This window comes from Flavobacterium sp. Root901, assembly GCF_001429765.1.
GTDB lineage: Bacteria > Bacteroidota > Bacteroidia > Flavobacteriales > Flavobacteriaceae > Flavobacterium.
Window position 1 is genome coordinate 514,907 of the sequence record NZ_LMJB01000001.1, and the last position, 23,772, is coordinate 538,678.

Annotated in this window: 21 protein-coding genes; 12 read left to right on the plus strand and 9 right to left on the minus strand. The window is 32.8% G+C overall.

The genetic code is table 11. From position 1 onward, the window contains the following. Positions 1–110 precede the first annotated feature (110 nt). From ASE21_RS02000 to ASE21_RS02010, 3 genes are all read right to left on the minus strand, one after another. Positions 111–1,757: a SulP family inorganic anion transporter gene (locus tag ASE21_RS02000; protein WP_057120880.1), complete on the minus strand. Its 1,647-nt coding sequence runs from the start codon at positions 1,755–1,757 to the stop codon at positions 111–113. 84 nt (positions 1,758–1,841) lie between these two features. After that, positions 1,842–2,120, minus strand: a complete 279-nt coding sequence (locus ASE21_RS02005; protein ID WP_242410206.1) for a hypothetical protein — start codon at positions 2,118–2,120, stop codon at positions 1,842–1,844. Positions 2,121–2,254: 134 nt separating this feature from the next. Further along, positions 2,255–2,734 carry a Dps family protein gene (locus ASE21_RS02010; protein ID WP_057120882.1) on the minus strand — a complete coding sequence of 160 codons (480 nt, stop codon included), beginning with the start codon at positions 2,732–2,734 and terminating at the stop codon, positions 2,255–2,257. Between the two features lie 110 nt (positions 2,735–2,844). Between ASE21_RS02010 and ASE21_RS02015 the strand changes: the two genes are divergently transcribed. Then, positions 2,845–3,792 carry a LysR substrate-binding domain-containing protein gene (locus tag ASE21_RS02015; protein WP_057120883.1) on the plus strand — a complete coding sequence of 316 codons (948 nt, stop codon included), beginning with the start codon at positions 2,845–2,847 and terminating at the stop codon, positions 3,790–3,792. Between the two features lie 29 nt (positions 3,793–3,821). On the opposite strand, the gene ASE21_RS22170 is transcribed toward ASE21_RS02015, so the two are convergent. After that, entirely contained in the window at positions 3,822–4,019 is a 198-nt protein-coding gene (locus tag ASE21_RS22170; RefSeq protein WP_057120884.1) for a hypothetical protein, read from the minus strand. Between the two features lie 165 nt (positions 4,020–4,184). After that, on the minus strand, positions 4,185–4,850 hold the full coding sequence (gene mnmD / locus ASE21_RS02025) for a tRNA (5-methylaminomethyl-2-thiouridine)(34)-methyltransferase MnmD (protein WP_057120885.1): 666 nt from the start codon (positions 4,848–4,850) through the stop codon (positions 4,185–4,187). Between the two features lie 310 nt (positions 4,851–5,160). Here mnmD and ASE21_RS02030 point away from each other — a divergent pair, with 310 nt between their 5' ends. Further along, positions 5,161–6,231 carry a branched-chain amino acid aminotransferase gene (locus ASE21_RS02030; RefSeq protein ID WP_057120886.1) on the plus strand — a complete coding sequence of 357 codons (1,071 nt, stop codon included), beginning with the start codon at positions 5,161–5,163 and terminating at the stop codon, positions 6,229–6,231. Positions 6,232–6,290: 59 nt separating this feature from the next. Here ASE21_RS02030 and ASE21_RS02035 read toward each other — a convergent pair whose 3' ends face one another. After that, positions 6,291–6,671: a nucleoside triphosphate pyrophosphohydrolase family protein gene (locus tag ASE21_RS02035; RefSeq protein WP_057120887.1), complete on the minus strand. Its 381-nt coding sequence runs from the start codon at positions 6,669–6,671 to the stop codon at positions 6,291–6,293. 343 nt (positions 6,672–7,014) lie between these two features. On the opposite strand from ASE21_RS02035, the gene ASE21_RS02045 reads away from it, so the two are divergent. The 4 genes from ASE21_RS02045 (at position 7,015) to ASE21_RS02060 (ending at position 9,784) form a co-directional block, all read left to right on the plus strand. Continuing rightward, positions 7,015–8,238, plus strand: coding sequence for an SRPBCC family protein (locus ASE21_RS02045; protein ID WP_057120889.1), 1,224 nt, complete (start codon positions 7,015–7,017; stop codon positions 8,236–8,238). Positions 8,239–8,314: 76 nt separating this feature from the next. Further along, positions 8,315–8,857, plus strand: a complete 543-nt coding sequence (locus ASE21_RS02050; RefSeq protein ID WP_057120890.1) for an RNA polymerase sigma factor — start codon at positions 8,315–8,317, stop codon at positions 8,855–8,857. 33 nt (positions 8,858–8,890) lie between these two features. Beyond that, complete coding sequence (locus ASE21_RS02055) at positions 8,891–9,310, plus strand: hypothetical protein (RefSeq protein WP_057120891.1); 420 nt, start codon at positions 8,891–8,893, stop codon at positions 9,308–9,310. Between the two features lie 18 nt (positions 9,311–9,328). Next, positions 9,329–9,784, plus strand: coding sequence for a hypothetical protein (locus ASE21_RS02060; RefSeq protein WP_057120892.1), 456 nt, complete (start codon positions 9,329–9,331; stop codon positions 9,782–9,784). Between the two features lie 72 nt (positions 9,785–9,856). Here ASE21_RS02060 and ASE21_RS02065 read toward each other — a convergent pair whose 3' ends face one another. Beyond that, positions 9,857–10,921, minus strand: coding sequence for a WD40/YVTN/BNR-like repeat-containing protein (locus tag ASE21_RS02065; RefSeq protein WP_057120893.1), 1,065 nt, complete (start codon positions 10,919–10,921; stop codon positions 9,857–9,859). A 238-nt stretch (positions 10,922–11,159) separates the two neighbouring features. On the opposite strand from ASE21_RS02065, the gene ASE21_RS02070 reads away from it, so the two are divergent. The 3 genes from ASE21_RS02070 to ASE21_RS02080 all read left to right on the plus strand — a co-directional run bounded on the left by ASE21_RS02070 (position 11,160) and on the right by ASE21_RS02080 (position 15,961). Further along, a complete protein-coding gene (locus tag ASE21_RS02070) occupies positions 11,160–12,491 on the plus strand; it encodes a hypothetical protein (protein WP_057120894.1) in 1,332 nt (443 codons plus the stop codon). Between the two features lie 132 nt (positions 12,492–12,623). Further along, positions 12,624–14,600, plus strand: coding sequence for a KUP/HAK/KT family potassium transporter (locus tag ASE21_RS02075; protein ID WP_057120895.1), 1,977 nt, complete (start codon positions 12,624–12,626; stop codon positions 14,598–14,600). A 146-nt stretch (positions 14,601–14,746) separates the two neighbouring features. Continuing rightward, on the plus strand, positions 14,747–15,961 hold the full coding sequence (locus ASE21_RS02080) for an RsmB/NOP family class I SAM-dependent RNA methyltransferase (RefSeq protein ID WP_057120896.1): 1,215 nt from the start codon (positions 14,747–14,749) through the stop codon (positions 15,959–15,961). A gap of 657 nt (positions 15,962–16,618) precedes the next feature. On the opposite strand, the gene ASE21_RS02085 is transcribed toward ASE21_RS02080, so the two are convergent. Both ASE21_RS02085 and ASE21_RS02090 read right to left on the minus strand, forming a co-directional pair. Beyond that, positions 16,619–17,662, minus strand: coding sequence for an AMP-binding protein (locus tag ASE21_RS02085; RefSeq protein ID WP_057120897.1), 1,044 nt, complete (start codon positions 17,660–17,662; stop codon positions 16,619–16,621). Between the two features lie 7 nt (positions 17,663–17,669). Next, entirely contained in the window at positions 17,670–18,623 is a 954-nt protein-coding gene (locus ASE21_RS02090) for a CPBP family intramembrane glutamic endopeptidase (protein ID WP_057120898.1), read from the minus strand. 115 nt (positions 18,624–18,738) lie between these two features. Here ASE21_RS02090 and arsC point away from each other — a divergent pair, with 115 nt between their 5' ends. The 3 genes from arsC to fumC all read left to right on the plus strand — a co-directional run bounded on the left by arsC (position 18,739) and on the right by fumC (position 23,698). Next, positions 18,739–19,083, plus strand: a complete 345-nt coding sequence (arsC, locus tag ASE21_RS02095; RefSeq protein ID WP_057120899.1) for an arsenate reductase (glutaredoxin) — start codon at positions 18,739–18,741, stop codon at positions 19,081–19,083. A 91-nt stretch (positions 19,084–19,174) separates the two neighbouring features. Continuing rightward, positions 19,175–21,628, plus strand: coding sequence for an outer membrane beta-barrel family protein (locus tag ASE21_RS02100; RefSeq protein WP_057120900.1), 2,454 nt, complete (start codon positions 19,175–19,177; stop codon positions 21,626–21,628). A gap of 684 nt (positions 21,629–22,312) precedes the next feature. Continuing rightward, a complete protein-coding gene (fumC, locus tag ASE21_RS02110) occupies positions 22,313–23,698 on the plus strand; it encodes a class II fumarate hydratase (RefSeq protein ID WP_057120901.1) in 1,386 nt (461 codons plus the stop codon). Positions 23,699–23,772 lie beyond the last annotated feature (74 nt).

The following is a 23,772-nucleotide window of genomic DNA, read 5'->3' on the forward strand; positions in this document are numbered from 1 at the left end:
TTTTTATTTTTTGTGGTAATTTCTATCTTAGGAATGTCTCAAAAAAAGAACTTAATGTAAAGTTACCTAAATTTTGACATTTTTTATCCTTTAAAAACACCAAAATTTAATTATTCTTCTTTTATAACTTCTTTTTGAACCACTTGTCTTTTTGCAACATCATAATAATGTTCAATTGTAACGTGATTATTGTTTTCAGGAGTATTTTCTAATTGATATGCCTTTTTAAAACCTTTTAATTTCACTTTGATATTCTCATCAATAGCGCGAGTTTCTTTAAATTCACGAATTAAATCCAAAACGTCATGCGCGATGTATTCCGTATCATGTGCATTGATAATTACTTTAGAATTTTCCGGAATTTCACTTAATGTTTGTTTTATTGCAGCTTTATTTAAGAACGAAACTTCCTGCGCTAAATCGATATGAATGATATCGCCATCTTCATATTGTTCTTTTTTAAAGATATATGCGCGTTTTAAATTTCCTCTTAAAACGAAAATGATACTAATGATAATTCCCAAAGCAACTCCTTTAAGCAAATCTGTCGCAACGACAAAGACCAAAGTTGCAATAAAAGGGACAAACTGGTATTTCCCCTTTTCCCAGAAATGCATAAAGGTTGCTGGTTTGGCTAATTTGTATCCAACCAAAATTAAAACCGTAGCCAAAGTTGCTAATGGAATTTTATTTAAAATTGCCGGAATCGATAAAACACTTATCAGTAAAAGTAAACCGTGAATGATTGTCGACATTTTAGATTTTGCACCCGCATTATTATTTGCAGATGATCTCACAACTACAGATGTCATGGGTAAACCGCCCAAAAGCGAACTCGCAATATTACCAATACCCTGCGCTCTAAGCTCTACGTTAGTGTCTGTATAACGTTTTTGAACATCCATTCTGTCTGAAGCTTCGATACACAAAAGCGTTTCTATAGAAGCTACAATGGCAATTGTAACAGCTACTACCCAAACCTGCGGATTTGTCACCGCACTAAAATTTGGTGTAATTATAATGGATTTAAATTCATCAAAAGATTTTGGAACTGGCAATGAAACCAAATGTTCTTTTGCAATTGCCAATGAGCTTCCTGTTGCTGTAAAAAATTCATTTAGTAAAACTCCTAAAATAACGGCTACAAGTGCACCCGGAACTAATTTTAATCGTTTTAAAAATGGAACCTTGTCCCATGAAATTAATATTACAAGTGAAATTGCAGAAATTACAACTGCTCCTGGCTGAATATGGTTTAAAACATCAAAAAGAAATGAAAATGAATTACTTCCATCATTTTGAATAAAAGCCTGATCACCTTCAAAATCAGCATCGTAACCAAAAGCATGCGGTATTTGTTTCAGAATAATAATAATTCCGATACCCGCAAGCATTCCTTCAATTACGTTAGTTGGAAAATAATTGGATATACTTCCAGCTTTTAAAAATCCTAATGCCAATTGAATTATTCCTGCAATAAAAACAGACAGTAAAAACACATCAAAAGCACCAAAATCAGTAATAGCAGTTAAAATAATTGCTGTTAATCCAGCCGCCGGACCAGAAACGCTAATATGTGACTGGCTTAAATAACCAACCACGATACCGCCAATAACACCCGCAATAATTCCAGAAAATAACGGCGCCCCAGAAGCCATTGCAATACCTAAACACAATGGAAGAGCCACCAAAAAAACCACTAAACCTGAGGCAAAGTCAGACTTAAGGTTGCCAAAAAGATTGATTTTTTTTGTCATAATACAATACTAAAAATTGATACATTAGAATCCTGCCGTATTTGTTTTTAAAATACAGTTGGTTCTTTCAAATTATCGGAAGTATTATGCCACGTTGGGAGGTGGAGCAAATATGCTCGGAGAAATATTTTCCAGTCTTACGATGTTTTCAGAAACTATCGTTTTCTTTTCAATGTAAACAGGAACTGGTGCTTCATGCTCTAAAATTAAAGGATGAACCACAGATTTAAGTTCTTTATGAACTTCTTCTTCAGAAAAATTAAAAGACACGCAGGTACTGCCCTTCTTTATCGCCTGAACAATTGTCGGGGTCGATAAAAAGGCAATAAAAATGAATAATAATATGCGGGCAATTAATTTCATCGAAGCAAAAATAGCGTTAAACAAATAAAATCAAAGCGACAAGCTGAAAATTTTATAGAATTTTAACAAAAATATAAAAGCAGAATAATCAAAGTCGACTATTCCGCTTTTTTAAGACATTAACAAACAACTTATTACAAAGTTTCATCCAGCCATGCATTCATCATCCAGATGGTTTTTTCCTGTTCAGAAATAAAGTCACTCATCATAGAATTTGTACCTTCATCATTAATTTCAGCTGATTTACTTAAAATTTCTCTTTCAATTTTTAACAAATCTGATAAAGAATTTACAATTAATTGCACTGCTTTTTCGTCGTTTGAAATATTTTTTCCAACTGTTAATTTATTATTTTCAATATAATCTTCAAAAGTATGAAGCGGAGTTCCTCCAATGGTCAAAACTCTTTCAGCTATCATATCAATTTTTAACTGAGAATCTGTATATAATTCTTCAAATTTTACATGTAAATCAAAGAAACGTTTTCCACGAATATTCCAATGAATTCCTCTTAAATTTTGATAATAAACCTGAAAATTTGATAATAAGACATTTAGTTCTTTTACCAGCAATTCTGATTCTTTTACAGGTAATCCTAAAATATTTGTTTTCATAATCTGTATTTTTTATAACTAAGTTTACTACAAATTTAAAGGAACTTATTCAAAAAAATTATAAAAAAAAATTATATTTACTTATTTTTGCATCAAAAATTATTATCACGATGACGATAACCCAATTACAATATGTGTTAGCTGTTGCAGAACACAAAAACTTTACACTTGCTGCCGAAAAGTGTTTTGTCACACAGCCAACATTAAGTATGCAGATTCAGAAAATTGAAGAAGAACTTAATATTTTAATTTTCGACAGAAGCAAAAAACCAATCCAGCTTACAGATATTGGTCAGAAGATTGTTAATCAGGCTAAAAATATTGTAAACGAGGCAGACAGAATTAAAGATATTGTCGAACAGCAAAAAGGATTTATTGGCGGAGAATTTCGATTAGGAATTATCCCCACCATTATGCCGACTCTTCTGCCTATGTTTTTGAATAATTTTATTAAAAAATATCCAAAAGTGAAGCTTTTGATTGAGGAATTAAATACAGATGAAATTATTGTAAAACTAAAAAATGGACATCTGGATGCTGCAATTGCGGCAACTCCGCTTGAAGATGAAAAGATAAAAGAGATCGTTTTGTATTTTGAACCTTTTGTTGCCTATATTCCGGAACATCATGCTGTATTTGAAAAACAGGAAATTGAAGTTGCCGATTTAAATATTAATGAAATCCTTCTTTTACAAGACGGACATTGTTTTAGGGACGGAATTTTAAATTTATGTAAAAACGGAACAGATATTGACCAAAATAATTTTCAGATTCAAAGCGGAAGTTTTGAAACCCTTATAAAATTAGCCGATGAAGGTTTGGGCACAACATTACTTCCGTACTTGCACACACTTGATTTAAAAGATTCCGATAAACTGAAATTACGAAACTTTAAGGAACCAAAACCTGCCCGTGAGGTAAGTTTAATTTACCCAAAAAGCGAATTAAAAATGCAAATCATTGATGCAATTCGATCTACAATTGCCGGAGTGGTAAAAGGAGCAATTGTTTTTCAAAATGTTCAAATCATTAGTCCGCTGCAAAAAAAGCCAGCATAAAAAAAGGAGCCAGTTTTGGCTCCTTTTTTTTATACTTTAATTAGTAGTAGACTTTGTTTTAATTCTGGTTTTTCAATAATAAAATTTAATAACCATTCTTGTAATTGTTCCATTTCGTATGGTAACAGTGTTTTGATAGCTTTTTCTAGCTCTTTGCAGAAAAGTACCGGGTCGAAACTTACTCTTTCAAGTATTGATTTCGTGTAATCAAACATCATTTTTGACATAATAAAATAAGATTTTGGGGGTTATCTATATTTTTAAACTCGCACCAAATGTAAACATAAATCATATATAAAGTTTCTTTTTAACTTATTTTTTTCAAAAATTTATCTACGAATACGTTTTCTTAGTGAATATAAATCAATATAGAACCGTTCTAAATAACTAACTTATACCTTTTTAAAGGCTCTAAACATTTCTCTTTTTCCCGGAGGACCAGCCAATTTTTCTACTGTAAATCCAACAGAAATCATGCTTCTTTTAACAACTCCGCGGGCTGCATAAGTAACAAGGACTCCATTTGGTTTTAAACTATTATACATTTTCTGAAAAATTTCAGTACTCCAAAGCTCCGGCTGCACACGGTATCCGAAGGCATCAAAGTAAATCAAATCAAAAATTTCAAAATCGTCAATTTCATCAAAAAATTGTTTCCTTTTGGTTAACGAGAAACGGCTGCTAATTTCTATTTTTTTATTCCATTCACTTTTATGCATTTTTTGAAAAATGTTATCAAATTCCAATGCTTCCAGTTCTGCAACATAATTCATCTGCAAAACTTCCTCTGAGTCGACAGGATAAGCCTCTACTCCAACATAATCGATTTGCTGCTTTTTTTGTTCTGATTCCAAAAAAGTAATAAAGGCATTTAATCCTGTTCCAAAACCAATTTCAAGAACAGTAACCGGACTGCTTTCAAATAAGGACAATCCGTTTTTTATAAAAACATGTTTTGCCTCTTGTATTGCGCCGTGTTTAGAATGATAACTTTCGTTCCATTCCTGCAAATGAATTGTGGTTGAACCATCTAGCGTTTTAATTATTTCTCTTTTCACAATTTCGAATTATATAATGGAGTTGAATTAATTTTGAGTCTCTTTTAATGATCAAATTTAGCTAAAACAAATGCGTAAAGCCTTAAAAAACGATAGTTTTTTCATAAATTCTTTATAAAATTCAGCTAAAATTTTAGGTTTATTATAAGATAAATAAATCTCAGTCAAACATAGGAATTAATGCAGTTTTACCAAGTAAATTATATATTTTTCCGTAATTTTGCATTTAAGAAAACCTATTCTTCATCAGATCATTACATTATATTTCATCTGCTGGATAATACAAATTAGATAAAAACTTTACATAATTATGAGTACAACTCAAACAAGCAAAATTGAAATCAGAAAAGCTGATTCTTCTAAGATAAGTTCTGTAGACTTTGAAAACTTAAGCTTTGGTGCTGTATTTACAGACCATTTATTTGAATGTGATTACAAAAATGGACAATGGCAGACTCCGGTCATTAAGCCTTATGCGCCAATTTTAATGGATCCTTCTTCAAAAGTCTTTCATTATGGACAAGCTATTTTTGAAGGAATGAAAGCTTATAAGGATGAAAATAATGATGTTTGGTTGTTCAGACCTGATGAAAACTATAAGCGTTTCAACAATTCTGCTGTACGTATGGCAATGCCTGAAGTTCCGGAAGACATTTTTATGGAAGGTTTAAATGAATTATTAAAAATTGATCAGGAATGGATTCAAAGAGGAAACGGAGCAAGTATGTACATCCGTCCTTTTATGATTGCTACAGGTCCCGGAGTAATTGCAAATCCTTCTGACGAATATAAATTCATGATTTTACTTTCTCCTGCAAAATCTTATTATGGCGGAGAAGTTAAAGTAATTATTGCTGAACATTTCAGCAGAGCGGCAAATGGTGGAATTGGTGCTGCGAAAGCTGCCGGAAACTATGCTGCACAGTTTTACCCAACTAATCTGGCAAACAAAGAAGGTTTTCAGCAAGTTATCTGGACTGACGACGCAACGCATACAAAATTAGAAGAAGCAGGAACAATGAATGTTTTCTTCAGAATCAACGATACTTTATTAACAGCTCCAACAAGCGAAAGAATTTTAGATGGTATTACCAGAAAAAGTTTAATTACTATGGCTGAAAAAGAAGGATTAAATGTTGAAGTTCGCCCGGTAATCGTTTCAGAATTGGTTGAGGCTGCTAAAAACGGATCATTAAAAGAAATTTTCGGAGCCGGAACTGCTGCTGTTATCAGCGTAATTAAAGGATTCTCTTATAAAGGTGAATATTTTGAAATGACACCAATCGAGAATTCATACGCTTCATTCTTAAAAGAAAAACTAACAAGTCTTCAAAACAAACTTACTGAAGATACTTACGGATGGACCGTTAAAGTTCAATAATCCGTATAGATAAATAAAAACAAACCCGATAGAATTTTAAATCTATCGGGTTTTTTATTTTACAACAACTTCGAAAAATCAGGTTTAAAATAATTTGGGCCTTTCATTACTTTTCCGTCTTCACGATAAATCGGATGTCCGTCCTCACCCAGTTTACTCATATTGCTGCGCTGGATTTCGTCAAAAACAGCTTCAATCTTGTCTTGCAGGCCGTGTTCAATAATAGTTCCGCATAAAATGTACATCATATCTCCAAGAGCATCGGCAATTTCAACTAAATCATTATTTTTAACCGCTTCAAGATATTCTTCATTTTCTTCTTTCATTAAATTATAACGAAGCAGTTTTTTAGTTTCTCCCAAATCAGCAATTGGAGTCTGGCTGTGACCTATTTTAAAAGCAGTATGAAATTCAGTAACCGCATCAAGTTGTTTTTTCATGTTTTTATTCTATTAAATGAGACGGCAAATTAGCAACAAATCGTATACAATTCTCTAAATTTGTCAAAAATAATTTTTAAGTATGTTTAGTCAAGGACAATTAATATTCGGTCTCTGTTTTTTTATTGCATTTGTAATCGTAATGATTTTTGCTTACCGCAAAGATCTTGCACTTCATAAAGTTTTTTACAAAGGAAACTATAAAGTATTAATTGTGTTTTTGCTTTTTATCGCCCTTTTATTTGTTATCAAAATCTTTTTAAAGAGATAATACATTCTATTATTTTTAGTTATTAGTTTAGACTCCCAAGAAAATTTATAACTTTACGAAAAACCTGCACCAATGAAGATTCTAAAATATTTATTCCTTTTACTTTTATTAAGTTTAGTTGCCCTAACCGTATTTGTTGCTACCCAAAAGGGGATTTTTTCTGTTGAAAGAAGCAAAGTAATCAATTCGCCAAAAGCGACTGTATATAATTATGTAAATGATTTTAGAAACTATGAAGATTTTGAATCATGGGCAGTTGAAGATTCATCTCTAAAATTTACTTTTCCAAGTAAAACTAGCGGCAGCGGTGGTTCTTTTTATTGGTCTGGCGAAGAAGGTGAAGGAAATGCAGTTACTGTAAAAACAAAAGACGGAGAAAGTATCGAACAAAAAATGAAATACGACGGTACAGAAGCCGACGTAACCTGGACTTTTAAAGATACACTGGCAGGAAAAACAAAAGTAACATGGAAAGCAAAAGGAACAATGAGCTTTTTGTTTAAAATATACGCCGCACTTAACGGAGGGTCTGATAAAGTTATTGGAACTATTTACGAAAAAAGCCTTGTAAATATCGATAAAAACCTTGACTACGAAACAAAAACATACGCGATACAGGTAAATGGTGTGGTGAAGAAAACAGAAACTCCTTATATCAAACAAACTTTTACAAGTGAGATTTCTAAAATTAATAAAAATGCTAGAATTGTAATTCCGAAGCTTATTCATTTTAGCGAAACCAATAGTTTAAGCACAAACGGAAAACCTTTTATCATTTATCATACTTATGATACAGCAAAAGGATTAGCCAAAATTTCGATTTGTCTGCCAATCAACAAAGAAATTTCAATTAGTGCCGGAAGCGATATCTTATCCGGAAAATTAAATTCGTTTGATGCTGTCAAAACAACTCTGAAAGGAGATTATTCACATACGAATGAGGCAATTGCAAAAACAACTGCTTATATTAATAATGAAAAAATATTTCCTGAATTAGGCTGGTCGCACCTTGAAATTTTAACCGCCAGTAAATTAGATGTAAAAAGTCCGTCTAAATTAATAACCGAAATTTATTTTCCAATTAAACCAAAAGTTACTGCAGCTCCTGTTACAACACCAGATTATCAATCTGGAACAGAAACTAATCCAAGTACCACAAATACTGCTGCAGAACAAACTACTACAACGCCAAATACAACAACACAAAAACCGGCTGTTAAAAAACCGGTAACACCAAAACCTGTGACACCGGCAGCAGCTCCGCCTGCAAAAACGGAGGAAGATTCTGAATTTTAATTTTTTTAAAGGCTGAATTAAACCTTTTCTGTAAAATTCATTCTAACTAATTATAAAGTTTTTTAAATCAGGAAGTTTGATCGACGAGAAGGAATTTATACAACAATTATTAGATCCTAAAACGCAAAACTCGGCGTTTCAAAAACTGATATCTGATTATCAAAAACCGCTGTATTCTCATATTCGAAATATTGTTTTGAATCATGATGATGCAGATGATGTTCTGCAGAACACTTTTGTAAAAGTATTTCAATACTTAAAGAACTTTAAAGGAGAAAGCAAACTTTTTTCCTGGATGTATCGAATTGCAACAAATGAAGCTTTGACTTTTTTAAATCAAAAGGCAAAATTAAAAGGTATCACCTCACAGGATTTACAGAATAAAACAATCGACAATTTAAAATCAGATGTTTATTTTGACGGAGATGAAATCCAGATCAAACTTCAAAAAGCAATTATTACATTACCGGAAAAACAGCAGCTGGTTTTTAAGATGAAGTATTTTGAAGAATTAAAATACGAAGAAATCGCAGAAATTCTCGGAACATCTGTTGGTGCTTTGAAAGCATCTTATCACCATGCGGTAAAAAAAATTGAAGCATATGTTACATCAAATTAAACCTTTTATAGCAAATCTTATCTTACAGACATTATGAAAGAATTTAAATTAGAAAACGGACCAAAAATAACATCAGGATTTAAAACTCCGGATCATTATTTTGATACTCTTTCAGTAAGTGTTTTAGAACAGATAGAAAAAAAAGAAAGAGAAGTAAAAGTTATTCCGCTTTACAAGCGTAAAAAAGTTATTTCTATAGCGGCTGCCGCAGCAGTTTTAATCGCTTTTATGATTCCAACGGCAAATCATTATTACAAAGCATCAAAAGAACTGGATGAAGCAACACTGGAAACCTATCTGGCATATCAGTCAAATTTGAATCAATATGATTTAATTAAAGAACTGGATACTAAGGATATCGATAAATTGAATAAAAATGTAGCTCTTGAAGAGGAAACTTTAGAAGATATTCTGGCTGCAAACCCAAACATTGAAAATTTAATTTCAGAGTAAAAACAAAATTATACCAATATGAAAATTAAAAATATATTAGCCTTACTTCTGTTTTTAGTTACTTTTTCATTTTATGCCCAAAATGATAAAATAGATGAAAAACGTGAAAAAATTAAAGCTTTTAAAGTTTCGTTTTTAACAACAGAACTTGAACTGACTACGGCAGAAGCTGAAAAATTTTGGCCAATTTACAATGCTTACGATGACAAGCAATTTGAATTGAGACATGATAAAATGAAAACCTATCTGAGAAAATTAGATGATGACAATCTAAATTCTATTTCAGAAAAAGAGGCTGTAACATTGTTATCACAAATAGAAACAACAGATAAAGAATTATATCTTTTGCGTGAAAAATTTATGAGCAGTATAAAAAAGGTACTACCGGCAAAAAAAATATTAAAGCTTAAAAGATCTGAAGACGATTTTAGCCGAAAATTATTAAAACAATATCGGGATAAAGCGGGAAAATAATTCCTTCAAGAAACAACAGCGATAAGAACCCTATATAATAATACTTACTTTATTATTTAGGGTTCTTATTTTTTATTTAAAATTTAGTCGGACTACTTTATTGTATCCTGCAGCGATTGCAGTATTTCTATTCACAAAACGAAGAGTAAAAAATTTAGAATCTGTAGACAGCTGTGTCCAGTTTTCGCCTCCATTTTGAGAATATTGAATTCCTTCAGAACCAACGCAGATAATTTCCCTTCCATTACCTCCAGGCACATACTGTACACATGAAGCGTAACCAAAGCCCATATTCTGGCCTATTAATTCCCATGTTTTTCCACCATCTTTAGTAAAAGCCTTATTGTCCGTTTTTTTATTTGGAAGATCATAATCTCCTCCGGCAATAAAACCATGTTTAGAATCGTAAAAATCAGCAGTATAAATACCAGTCATCGCTTTTCCCTGAACAATAGGAGTTTCGACAACCTTCCATGTTTTTGCTTTATCAGGAGAATAAAAAACCCTTGCTTTTTTTCCGCCGGAAACCAGCCATGTATCATCTCCCTTTATAACAATATTAGTATTACTGGCGGCAAATGCAGCTTCGCCCGTAGCGTTTGTAGGCAATTTATCTGATAATAATTTTGTCCAGGTTTCTCCTCCATCGCGGGTTACAATTACTGAAAAAGTATCTTCTGTCGGGTCACCAATTGCGATTCCTTCTTTGTCATTCCAGAATTGCATACTATCATAAAAAACTTTTGGATTAACTTCTTTATAAACGAGCTTTACTTTTCGGTCTTTCTTTGAAACGGAATACAAAAGGGCGGGATTTGAAACACTTAGTAAAAAAATATTATTAGAATTCTGAGCAATGCTTCTGAATTCTAATTTAAGTGTATCACGGTAAATATGCTCTTCAAATTTCTCTTTTTTTTCCAGATCATAATATCCAAAACGAGAATTATCTCCGCCGTACCAAACTTTATTTTTATCAATTAAAATTGCTCTGATACTAATTTTATCTTTAAACAATGTGTCTATTTTCATTGATGTAAAACCACTGTTTGATGCTACTTTCGTTTTATAATTAAATGTACTGAAAGAAGACATCAATAAAATAAAAATACCACAAAATACAATTAGTTTTTTCATATAAATTAAAATTTGTTAATGCTAAAATACAATTATTTATAACATTACAAATATGTTTTGTCTTTTTTCAGAAAATAATAATTTACGTGCTTTTTTTGTTTAATAAAAAAATAAAAATAATTCAACAAAATTGTAAAACATTAATTACATGATAATTACAAACTCAAAACCTAGTAAATAAATTTGTGGCACAGTAATTGAATATCTCGTAATACAAATAATTTAATATGATTTCATCATGAAAACGAAATTACTTTTAATAGCGCTTGTTGCATTAGTTTTTGGTTCTTGTGGAGCACAAAGTCAAACTACTGTTTACGCAAAAAATTCAGATATAAGTGATAATTTAGATCTTAGAGCAGTTGCTTCGATGTTTGGAGAATCTGCAAATCTTCAGGATTTTGAAAGAAGATTGAACGATCCGAAATATCAAATATCAAACCTTGATTTAAATGGCGACGACGAAGTTGATTATTTACGTGTTATTGAATCTGTAGAAGACAGAACTCACGTAGTAATTATTCAGGCCGTTTTAGATCGCGATGTTTATCAGGATGTAGCTACGATTGATGTAGAAAGAGATAATTACAATAAAGTTAGCGTTCAGGTGGTTGGTAATACTTATTTATATGGAGATAATTACATTTACGAACCGGTTTACAGTATTGCACCAGTTATTTATACTTCATTTTGGGTTACAAATTACAGACCTTACTACTCAACATGGAACTGGGGCTATTATCCAACCTACTATACTGCATGGAGACCTTACCCTATTTACAGATACAGAAATAACATAAATGTTTGTATCAATGTACACAACAGTTATAACTATGTAAATACAAGAAGAAGTTACAGAGCTCCGGTTCTTTATGAATCAAGACGTACGTATGGTTACGAAAGAATGAGACCAAACTATAGTTTTGCTCAAAGACATTCTAATGTAAGCAACAGATATGATTTGGATCAAAGAAGAATTGCAAGCCGAGAATCTAACAGGAATCAAAATGTTTATAATTCTAACAGATCAAATGCCGGACGTCCATCATCTGTAGAAAACAGAAATACGACTAGAGATTATAATACGAGAGATAATAATAGTGGCAGAAATTCATCTGACAGAAGTTACAATACAAATCGTGTAACCAATAACAGCAGAGAAAATATGCCTGCTGCAGAAAGACCAGCACGAACTGAAAATACTCAAAGAGATTATAATAGAAATAATCCAGGTGTTTCTACTCCATCTGTTCCAAGAGGAAATTCAGAAAACAGAAATTATTCAAACAGAACATCTTCACAAGAAAGTCAGCCGCAAAGAAGCTACTCTGAAAATAGAGGAAGTTCAAACAGAGCAAGCTCATCTCAGTCTGCTCCGGTTCAAAGAACGGAATCACCAAGAAGTTACTCTGAAAACAGAGGAAGCTCTCAGGGAAATTCAAATGCATCACGACCTCAAAGCGCTCCTCAGCGTTCAGAATCACCACGAGTGAGCCAGGAATCAAGAGGCGGAGGCCAGCCGCAAAGAGAAAGCAGTTCAGGTTCAAGAGGCGGCGGAAGAAGAGGTTAAGAATACTTCAATTTATATTTAAAATTAAAAGCACAATTTGGGGATTGTGCTTTTTTTTATCTTTTTAATTATAATTGTCGCTAATTTGTTTTAAAACAGTAAATTTGCAACCGTCTTTTATTAAAAATATACATGAGCGCATCGCATAAAAACTTACATAGTAAGTTGTCTATTGGGGGTTTATTGATAACATTGGGGATTATTTATGGAGACATCGGTACTTCTCCATTGTATGTAATGAAAGCTATTCTTGGCGATCATACAATAAATGCCGATATTGTATTAGGAGGAATTTCCTGTGTTTTTTGGACATTAACACTTCAAACTACAATAAAGTATGTTCTTATTACACTAAGTGCTGATAATCATGGCGAAGGTGGTATTTTTGCATTATATGCATTAGTCAAAAAAACTAAAATTCAATGGCTGATTGTTCCCGCCATTATTGGAGGGAGCGCACTATTAGCCGATGGTATTATTACCCCTCCAATTTCGATTTCATCTGCAGTTGAAGGTATTAGGGCATTCTATCCTACTATGGAAACAAGAACAATTATTTCTATAGTAATCACCATTTTATTCATTTTATTTACCATACAGCAATTTGGTACCAAACTGGTTGGAAAATTCTTTGCTCCAATGATGCTGATCTGGTTTGCCATGCTTGGAACTTTAGGTTTTATACAAATTATACACTTCCCGGAAGTAATTAAAGCTATAAATCCGTATTATGCTTATCATTTGCTTTCAGTTCACCCTGACGGATTTTTTGTACTAGGTTTTGTATTTTTATGTACAACCGGAGCCGAAGCTTTGTACTCGGACATGGGACACTGTGGTAGAAAAAACATCAGGATCAGCTGGATTTTTGTAAAAGCAACTTTAGTATTAAATTACTTTGGACAGGCAGCTTACCTAATTCACCACGAAGGAAGTACATTGCAGCAGTTAGGCGGTGAAAATGGGAATCCGTTTTACCTTATCATGCCGCATTGGTTTTTACCATTCGGAATTGTAGTTGCAACTTTAGCCGCAGTAATTGCATCTCAGGCGCTTATCAGTGGATCATTTACATTGATCAACGAGGCAATGCGTTTGAATTTCTGGCCAAAAGTAAAAATCAAATATCCTACAGAAGTAAAAGGGCAATTGTATATTCCGTCAATAAACTGGCTGTTATTTTTTGGTTGTGTTGGAATTGTACTGCACTTTGAAAAATCAGGAAATATGGAACATGCATATGGTTTAGCAATCATTTTATGTATGATTATGACAACCATTTTACTGAACTATTATTTAATCATGAAACGTGTGAAACTATACTTCATGGTGCCGCTTATCACAATTTATTTATTGATTGAATTTAGCTTTCTGATTGCTAACATCACAAAATTTGCCGAAGGTGGTTACGTAACTTTAATCATTGCAACGCTTCTTATTTCGATAATGACAATTTGGTATTTAGCTAAGAAAATCAACAAAAGCTACACGAAAATTATCAAGATCGACGATTATAAAAAGGTATTGGTAGAATTAAGCCAGGATCTTTCAATTCCTAAATATGCGACACATTTAGTTTACATGACCAATGCAAATCGTGTTGACGAATTAGAGGAGAAAGTAATTTATTCAATTTTACAAAAGCGTCCAAAAAGAGCTGATATTTACTGGTTTGTACACGTAAACATTTTGACTGAACCTTATAAAACGCAATATAAAGTTACTGAAATCGCTAAAGATGACATTTACAGAATCGATTTTAATTTAGGTTTTAGAGAGCCTACAAAAATCAATTTGATGTTTAGAGAAGTAATTCGTGATATGGTAAAACGCGGCGAAGTTGATATTACAAGCCGTTACGAATCATTAAACAAAAACAATATTATTGGTGACTTTAAATTTGTATTGTCTGAGAAATTCCTATCAAATGACAATGATTTAAGATGGCATGAAAATATTATCATGAACTCTTATTTCTTCATTAAAAAATTAAGTTTATCTGAAGAAAGAGCATTTGGTCTGGACAGCAGTTCAGTAAAAATAGAGAAATTCCCAATGGTGCTTCACGCACCTGAAAATATTGGATTGACAAGAATCACAAAAGAATAATCTTCTTGCAGAATCAATATAAAAAACACTCTTTTAAAAAATTTATCAGAGTGTTTTTTCTTTTAAACAGAAAGCTAAACAACAATCCTAATTAAAAATTTAACTTTCAATCAATTAATAGTACCTTTGCACCTCAAATATTAGAAATGAGATTACACAGAAATTTAGTTTATACTACCATCGATTCTTTGAATGCAATTTTCAATGAAGGCGAATATGCAGATAAAGTGGTAGCAAGAGCATTAAAAAAAGACAAACGTTGGGGAAGTTCTGACAGGAAGTTTGTTGCTGAAACAATATATGAAATTGTTCGTTGGAAACGTTTATATGCAGAAATTGCAGAAGTAAAAGAACCATACGACAGAGACAATTTATGGAGAATGTTTGCGGTTTGGGCAGTTTTAAGAGGTTACCCAATTCCGGATTGGAGACAGTTAGACGGAACTCCTGAGAGAAAAATAAAAGGTCGTTTTGACGAGCTTTCAAAAGTTAGAGCTTTAAAAGAATCTATTCCGGACTGGATGGATGAACTTGGCGTGAAAGAACTTGGCGAAAAAGTATGGGCAAAAGAAATTGCGGCTCAAAACCAGCCTGCAAAAGTTATTTTAAGGACAAATACGCTTAAAGGAACTAAAGAAAATCTAAGAAACACGTTGATGGACTTAAATATTGAAACAGAATATTTAAAGGATCAGCCTGAGGCTTTAGTTTTAAAAGAAAGAGCAAATGTATTTTTAACAGATGCTTTTAAACAGGGACTTTTTGAAGTTCAGGATGCTAACTCGCAATTAGTTGCAGGTTTTCTGGATGTTAAACCCGGAATGCGAGTTGTAGATACGTGCGCCGGAGCCGGTGGAAAAACACTGCATATTGCTTCTTTAATGGAAAACAAAGGACAATTGATTGCAATGGATTTATATGAAAGCAAACTAAAACAATTAAAATTAAGAGCCAAAAGGAATGGCGCTTTTAATATAGAATACCGTATTATTGACACTACTAAAGTGATTAAAAAACTGCATGAAAAAGCAGATCGAGTTTTAATTGATGCACCTTGCAGCGGATTAGGAGTTTTAAAAAGAAATCCTGATTCTAAGTGGAAATTGCAACCTGAATTTATCGACAATATTCGTAAAGTTCAGAGCGAGGTTTTAGAAAACTATTCTAAAATTGTAAAACCGGGAGGAAAATTAGTATATGCTACCTGTTCTGTTTTACCATCTGAAAACCAGGAACAAGTACAAAAATTCCTTAAAACAGAAATAGGACAGCAATTTACTTTTGTAGAAGATCGTAAATTATTAGCCTCAGATTCTGGATTTGACGGATTTTATATGGCACTTTTAGAAAGAAAGAAATAAATGTAAATTCATATTTTTAAATTCCAAATTCTAATTTGGCTTAAAAATTAAAATATTAAAAATCCCAAATTCCAATCTTTATTATTTGGAATTTGGGGTTTTTATTTTTGAAGATTATCGTAATTCATTTAGTCCCTACGGGACATTATCATGTGCGGCCTATTTTTTTTCTACTGATATATAACTCCTAGCGGAGTTTTATCGAAATTATATTGCTTTCATAAGTAAACATAGAGTATATCGTAGAGATTATAAATAGATAAAAACTACAAAACACACAGCCAGTTTGTCCCGTAAGAACTACATTCTTAAACACAAAAAACAAATCCAAAATTCCAACCATACTATTTGGAATTTGGGATTTTTATTTTTGAAGGTTATCGTAATTCATTTAGTCCCTACGGGACATTATCATGTGTGGCCTATTTTTTCTACCGATATATAACTCCTAGCGGAGTTTTATCAAAATTATATATTGCTTTCAATAAATAAACATAACAAATCTCGTAGAGATTATATATCGGTAAAAACTACAAAACATACATTCAGTTTGTCCCATAGGGACTAGACATTCTCAAACACAAAAAAAAATCCCAAATTCCAATAATAGTATTTGGAATTTGAGATTTATAAAATTGGAATTTATTTATTTATTTTTTACCCTCTAAAGCTTGATTTTCGCAATAACTTTCCGTTTTCGTTTTCTTTGAATTTCGGAACAAAAACTATCTCTTTTGGTTTTTCAAATTTTCCTAAAACATCAAAAAAGTCATCAGAAAAATCATATTTCTCTCCTTCAATTACTAAAATAAGTTTTTCTCCCAAAACAGTATCCGGAACTCCTGTCACGAAAAAACGATTATTAATTAATCCTGTTAGTTTAGCTTCAATCTGCTCCGGAATAAGCTTCACTCCTCCACTATTAATTACATTGTCAATTCTTCCTAAAAATACAAATTGGTTTTCATTTATTAAATCGACCAAATCATTGGTGACAATTGGTTCTTCAGAAATTGCAGCAACATAAATTACAAGACAGCCTCGATCATCTTTTTCAATTTTTACATTTGGCAGAATTGTAAAAGCAGTCTCTCCTATTTTCTTGGCCGCAATATGGGTTATGGTTTCGGTCATTCCATACGTTTCATAAATCTCAGATTTAATTGGCAGAAGTTTTTCTATAAGATCACTGTCTGTTTTTGCTCCGCCAATAATTAACTTTTTTATGTTTGTTAATTTTTCGAGGGAATTTTGAACCTGCAAAGGAACCATTGCAGCAAAATCATAATGTTTATTATTATGTGCCAGAGGTTCTGTGCTTGGAAGTGCAATATCAAGCTCTAATCCTAAAATTAAACTGCGAACAAGCATCATTTTACCGGCAATAAACTGAGTAGGAAGACAAAGTAAGGCTTTATTTCCCGGCTCCAGATTAAAAAAATCTCCGGTTGCGAGTGCTGACTGAATCATCGCCTTCTTTTCTAATCGAATTAATTTGGGAAGTCCAGTTGTTCCGGAAGTTGTCATTTCCATATAATCCTTATGATCAAACCAATCCAGAAAAAATTCTCCGATAGCGCGTTCATAAATATCCCCTTCTTTTATAAAACTATATCCAATACGGCATAAATCTGCAGCGTTTAAATGATATCCGTCTAGTTTAAAATAATTATGAACATTTTTATGTGTTAAGTTTGGCATAGTGTGTTTAATTTAAGTTTAAAAAATCTGCAGCCTCGTTTTTTTGATCATTGATTTTACCCGTTAATTTCTCTTTCCAATTGCTCCAATTGTATTTTTTGCTAAAAATAAAAAGCAAAATAGGATACACAATTACAACCGGCAGAATAACATCTGCTCCGGCAGAAGGTTCTGACAGATCTCTAAAAATAGAATGTGTTTGAAAAACGGTCCAGTCTGAAGTGACCAGCAAAGCTCCAATAAGATTATTTCCGGCGTGAAATCCCAAGGCAAGTTCCATTCCGTCATCCATTAAGGTGATAATTCCCAAAAATAATCCGGTTCCTATATAATAAATCATAATGATATACCCCATTTTGGTAACTTCGGGATTAAGAATATGCATCGAACCAAATATAAGCGATGTCATGATTAATGGAAACCATCTGTTTTTGGCCAGATTAGCAAAACCCTGCATTAAATATCCTCTAAAAACATATTCTTCCGTAGAGGTTTGAATTGGAATAAGAATTGTTCCAATGACTACCAAAATCAAAAAAGGAATCGGTTTAAAATTCCAGACAAATTTGTCCGGCGATTGAAAGTAAAGCACTAAAAAACTGATGACCGAAAAGACAGACCAAAGTAAAAATGAAAAGAAAATTCGTTTCCAATCTACTTTTTCTCTTCCGGTTGTTATGGATAAAAGTGTTTGATTGTGCAGATATTTTACCACAAAATATATTCCCGCAAAGGCAAAAAGAAACGAAATCATCACTAAAAACAAAGTAAGATTGGGTTCAAACATTTTTAAAGCGGAGTCATTATCCGTTGGGAAAGCAGCTTTTTCTTTAAAAGTTTTATAAAGAACCGCAATAGAAAAAGGAATCTGACCTATAAATGATGCCGTAATAATAAAAACTGATCCTAAAAGGTATTTCCAAAAATAATTTTCAGGCTTAACTCCTTGTTCTAAAAACATACTCTTAATTTTTTTGAAATGAGAATTCGATTTAAATAGTAAATCCTATTTTTGTTGTACTAAATAAGAACTGTTTTTAGCAAATCTTATTATAACAGACATTAAATATAGCAAAATGATACAAATCTACCATAATCCGCGCTGTGGAAAATCAAGAAATTGTTTGGCCTTTATTGAAAACACTAAACAAGACTATGAAATAATTCCTTATTTGACCGAAACTCCGACTTTTGATGAATTAAAAGAACTTCTTAAAAAATTAAATTTAAAGCCGGCCGAATTAATTCGCACGAAAGAAAAAATCTGGATTGAGAATTACAAAGGAAAAGTTTTAAACGATAACGAAACTATTCAGGCAATGGTCGATAATCCAATTTTAATTGAAAGACCTATTGTTGTAAAAGACGGAAAAGCCATTATTGGAAGGGACTTAGATAATGTGGCTTCTTTTTTAGATTGATTATAAAATAATCAATTAACATTTTTTTGTGATCTTTCTCTTTAAACCAAAAGGTACATTTGCCATCTAAGAAGAAAAAGAAACCAAAAAAATGAAACAAATCAATTTTGCTGTAATGCTTGTGCTGTTTTTCACAGGATTTTACACTTATGCACAACAAGGACCGCCTGCAAGAAATAAAGTTAAGGTTACCGGAAAAGTTTTCGAAAAAGTAAGCAAACAACCTCTTGAATATGCTACTATATCCATAATGGCTCCAAATGACACAAAAGTCATTGCCGGCGGAATCACGAATCCAAAAGGGGAATTTGAAATAGCTGTAGCTCCCGGAACTTACGATATAAAAGTAGAATTCATTTCGTTTAAATCGACAGAAATAAAACAAAAAAGCATTCAGGAAGACACTAATTTAGGTGTTGTTAATTTATCTGAAGATGCGGCACAGCTGAATGAAGTTGTGGTTCGTGCCGAAAAATCAACCGTTGAAATTAAACTGGACAAAAAAGTTTACAATGTTGGTCAGGATATGATGGTAAAAGGCGGAACTGTCAGTGACGTTTTAGACAATGTACCTTCAGTTTCTGTTGACACGGAAGGAAATGTAAGTTTAAGAGGAAGTGATAATATTAGAATTTTAATTGACGGACGGCCTTCAAACGCAATAAATGTTGCCGAAGCTTTACGCCAGCTTCCTGCAGATGCAATTGATAAGGTTGAAGTTATTACCAATCCTTCTGCACGTTATGATGCTGAAGGTGGATCCGGAATTATCAATATTATCCTGAAAAAAGGTAAAAATCAAGGTTTCAACGGAACTTTTATTGCTTCAACAGGACTTCCTGAAACATATGGTTTAAGTGCCAATTTAAATTACAAAACTGAAAAATTAAATTATTTTACAACTGCTGGTTACAACTACAGAACCAATGAAGGTGCAGGATTAACTAATTCTCAATACTTTAACGAAGACGGTTCTACAAAAAGTTATCTTGATGAAGACCGTGATACTAAAAGAATCAGAGATGGTTTTAATGGAAGAGCGGGGATTGAATGGACAATTACACCAACTACTTTCTGGACAAATGCCATCAATTACCAAAAAAACAGTGGTGAAGATAAAGATTTAATCAATTACAATAATTTTGATGCTGGTCATAATTATACAGGATCATCTTATCGTTTAAACAATGCTGATACTGGAAGTGACAACGTTGAATTTACTTCAAACTTAATTAAAAACTTTAACGATAAAGGACACAAACTTACTGCCGATCTTTCTATTTCCAGAAACACAGATGACAGTAATAGTATTATTGATGCTTCTCCAACGTTTAATACTACTTTAAACAATCAGGTTCAGAAACAGGTACAAGTTCAGGCCGATTATGTTTTGCCTTTAGGGAAAGGAAGTCAGTTTGAAGCTGGTTACAAAGGAAGTTTTGGAGATTTAAATAATGAATACTACGTTACGGACGAAAACAATGTAAAAGATCCAAACCTCTCTAACAATCTGGAATACAAAGAAAACATCAATGCTTTGTATACTCAATACGGATTCAAAATAAATAAATTCTCTTATTTATTTGGCCTACGCTGGGAAGATACCAACATTCAGGTTAACCTTTTAGATTCGAACGATTTCAATACCAAAAAATACAACAACTTATTTCCAAGTGCTTTTATCAGCTATGAAATTTCAGACCAAAGTAATTTTACAGCAAGCTACAGTAAACGTTTATCAAGACCAAGAGGACGTTTCATGAACCCTGCAACAAATTACTCAAGTAATATTAACATCTTTCAGGGAAATCCGGATTTAGATCCATCTTTGACAGACAAATATGATATTGGATATATCAAGCGCTGGGATAAAGTAACTTTTAATACTTCTGCTTATTTTGAAGATACCAAAGATGTTTTCAGCTTTGTTAGAACACCAACAGGAGAATTAGTAAACGGGATTCCGGTAATTTTAAGCCGTCCTATCAACTTAGGAAAAGAGCAAAAATTTGGTTTTGAATTTACATTAAATTACAATGTGTTTAAATGGTGGAAATTAAACAGTAACTTCAATTTCTTCAATGTAAAATCTACTGGAGAAAACACTTATACAGATGTTGTTACAGGCGAAACCATAGTTCAAAACCTTGACAACCAAGCCAATTCATGGTTTGCAAGAATCAACTCAAAAGTTACCTTACCATACAAAATTGACTGGCAGTTAACAGCAATGTACAACGGAGAGCAAAAAACAGCTCAAGGGAAAAATTTAGGACAATTCGGAATGAATACTGCTTTTAGTAAAGATGTATTAAAAGACAAAGCAACCATCGCTTTTAACATTAGCGACGTTTTCAATTCAAGAATTATGAAATCCTATACTTATCTTGAAAACCAAACATCTTACAGCGAAATGCAGTTCCGTAAACGTCAATTTAATTTATCGTTCACTTATCGTTTTAATAAACCTAAAGGAGAAAGAGATAAAAACACACAGCCTAGAAATGATGGCGGCGGCGAAGGTGGAGGAGAATTTCCGGGATAAACTTTGTTAAATTCCAATAAAAAGAAATTCCAGATTCCAATTTAAAGTTGGGATTTGGAATTTCTTTTTTGTTTTATTTTAAATTACAATTTTGCAATAAAAAAAGGACTCGTAAAAACGGGTCCTTTTTATTGAAATCAAATCAAATTAAATTGATTGTTCTTCTTGTCTTTTTTTAGCTCTCTTTTCTTTGAACATTTCCCAGCTAGCACCCGTAACCCAGTAAGATACGAAACCAACTAAGAAAAACATTAACCAAAACCCTATAGTTAGTATGGTTAAGAAAAGTAAAAAGCCTAAGTACTGTGAAAATTCAAACATGTTTTCCGGAATTTTGAATGTTACCACAAATGTAGGGTATATATTTTTCCTCAGCAATAAAATCTAAATCAATTTTCAGGAAATAACATTTATCCGTATATTTATACTCATTTTAAATAAGGATTTTTTCTGAATATTATTCAACTATCTAAAAAAGAAGAACATGAGTATTATCAGGAGCTGAAACCTGCTGTCCGCTATATCTTTCGTGGCGAACACCGCCACAAAAGGATGCCGCTTCCATCAGGGCTAGGCCATCCGTTTTTAAAAGAACTGCATTTTTCAGCATAAAAAATCAACATTTCACCTAGACAAAAAACATATAACAAAATATATTTTTTATAAACAACATATTACTATAAAATGAAATACAGAATAGAAAAAGACACCATGGGCGAAGTTCAGGTCCCGGCAGATAAATACTGGGGTGCACAAACAGAACGTTCCCGAAATAATTTTAAAATTGGAAATTCAGGATCAATGCCGAAGGAAATCATCGAAGGATTTGCTTATTTGAAAAAAGCGGCCGCTTACGCCAATTATGATTTAGGTGTTTTACCAATAGAAAAAAGAGATGCGATTGCTGCGGTCTGCGATGAAATTCTGGAAGGAAAATTAGACGATCAGTTTCCGTTAGTGATTTGGCAGACAGGTTCAGGAACGCAAAGCAACATGAATGTAAATGAAGTAATTGCAAATCGCGCTCAGGTTTTAAAAGGATTTGAAATTGGCGAAGGCGAACAATTCATTAAAGCAAATGATGATGTAAATAAATCGCAGTCATCAAACGATACTTTCCCAACCGGAATGCATATTGCCGCTTATAAAATGGTTGTGGAAACTACAATTCCGGGAGTTGAAAAACTCCACGCAACTTTAGTAAAAAAAGCTGCTGAATTTGCAGCAGTTGTAAAAATCGGCCGTACACATTTAATGGATGCAACACCTTTAACTTTAGGACAGGAAATTTCAGGATATGCAGCCCAGGTAGCTTTTGGACTGAAAGCTTTAAAAAACACATTGGCACATTTATCTGAAATTGCTCTGGGAGGAACTGCTGTTGGAACCGGATTAAACACTCCGAAAGGTTATGACGTAAAAGTTGCCGAATATATTTCAAAATTTACGAATCACCCTTTTATAACAGCCGAAAATAAATTTGAAGCTTTGGCTGCACACGATGCAATTGTTGAAACACACGGAGCATTAAAACAATTGGCTGTTTCTTTAAATAAAATTGCAAATGATGTTAGAATGCTTGCATCAGGACCGCGTTCAGGAATTGGAGAAATCCATATTCCGGAAAATGAGCCGGGATCATCCATCATGCCGGGAAAAGTAAATCCGACGCAATGTGAAGCCCTAACAATGGTTTGCGCTCAGGTTATAGGAAACGATATGGCAATTGCCGTGGGCGGAATGCAGGGGCATTATGAATTGAATGTTTTTAAACCGGTTATGGCGGCAAACTTCCTTCAGTCGGCTCGTTTGTTGGGAGATGCCTGCGTTTCATTTGACGAACACTGCGCGCAGGGAATTGAACCAAATTATAAACGTATTAAAGAATTAGTAGACAATTCTCTTATGCTTGTAACTGCCTTAAATACTAAAATTGGCTATTACAAAGCTGCTGAGATTGCCCAAACTGCTCACAAAAACAGAACAACTCTTAAAGAAGAAGCTATTCGCCTTGGGTATGTTTCTGCTGAAGATTTTGATTCCTGGGTGAAGCCTGAAGATATGGTTTAAATTTGATATTAAAATTAAAAGAGGGATTTTAGTCCCTCTTTTAATTTTACTTTTTTATGAGTCATAAAGCTTTG

Bases quoted from the DNA above. Each gene is read 5' to 3' on its own strand.
- ASE21_RS02075 (WP_057120895.1), top strand. From the start codon at position 12,624: ATGAGCGCATCGCATAAAAACTTACATAGTAAGTTGTCTATTGGGGGT.
- ASE21_RS02035 (WP_057120887.1), bottom strand. From the start codon at position 6,671: ATGAAAAAACAACTTGATGCGGTTACTGAATTTCATACTGCTTTTAAA.
- ASE21_RS02015 (WP_057120883.1), top strand. From the start codon at position 2,845: ATGACGATAACCCAATTACAATATGTGTTAGCTGTTGCAGAACACAAA.
- ASE21_RS02045 (WP_057120889.1), top strand. From the start codon at position 7,015: ATGAAGATTCTAAAATATTTATTCCTTTTACTTTTATTAAGTTTAGTT.
- ASE21_RS02085 (WP_057120897.1), bottom strand. From the start codon at position 17,662: ATGCCAAACTTAACACATAAAAATGTTCATAATTATTTTAAACTAGAC.
- arsC (WP_057120899.1), top strand. From the start codon at position 18,739: ATGATACAAATCTACCATAATCCGCGCTGTGGAAAATCAAGAAATTGT.
- ASE21_RS02000 (WP_057120880.1), bottom strand. From the start codon at position 1,757: ATGACAAAAAAAATCAATCTTTTTGGCAACCTTAAGTCTGACTTTGCC.
- ASE21_RS02090 (WP_057120898.1), bottom strand. From the start codon at position 18,623: ATGTTTTTAGAACAAGGAGTTAAGCCTGAAAATTATTTTTGGAAATAC.
- ASE21_RS02030 (WP_057120886.1), top strand. From the start codon at position 5,161: ATGAGTACAACTCAAACAAGCAAAATTGAAATCAGAAAAGCTGATTCT.
- ASE21_RS02080 (WP_057120896.1), top strand. From the start codon at position 14,747: ATGAGATTACACAGAAATTTAGTTTATACTACCATCGATTCTTTGAAT.
- ASE21_RS22170 (WP_057120884.1), bottom strand. From the start codon at position 4,019: ATGTCAAAAATGATGTTTGATTACACGAAATCAATACTTGAAAGAGTA.
- ASE21_RS02010 (WP_057120882.1), bottom strand. From the start codon at position 2,734: ATGAAAACAAATATTTTAGGATTACCTGTAAAAGAATCAGAATTGCTG.
- ASE21_RS02055 (WP_057120891.1), top strand. From the start codon at position 8,891: ATGAAAGAATTTAAATTAGAAAACGGACCAAAAATAACATCAGGATTT.
- ASE21_RS02070 (WP_057120894.1), top strand. From the start codon at position 11,160: ATGAAAACGAAATTACTTTTAATAGCGCTTGTTGCATTAGTTTTTGGT.
- ASE21_RS02005 (WP_242410206.1), bottom strand. From the start codon at position 2,120: ATGAAATTAATTGCCCGCATATTATTATTCATTTTTATTGCCTTTTTA.
- ASE21_RS02100 (WP_057120900.1), top strand. From the start codon at position 19,175: ATGAAACAAATCAATTTTGCTGTAATGCTTGTGCTGTTTTTCACAGGA.
- fumC (WP_057120901.1), top strand. From the start codon at position 22,313: ATGAAATACAGAATAGAAAAAGACACCATGGGCGAAGTTCAGGTCCCG.
- ASE21_RS02065 (WP_057120893.1), bottom strand. From the start codon at position 10,921: ATGAAAAAACTAATTGTATTTTGTGGTATTTTTATTTTATTGATGTCT.
- ASE21_RS02060 (WP_057120892.1), top strand. From the start codon at position 9,329: ATGAAAATTAAAAATATATTAGCCTTACTTCTGTTTTTAGTTACTTTT.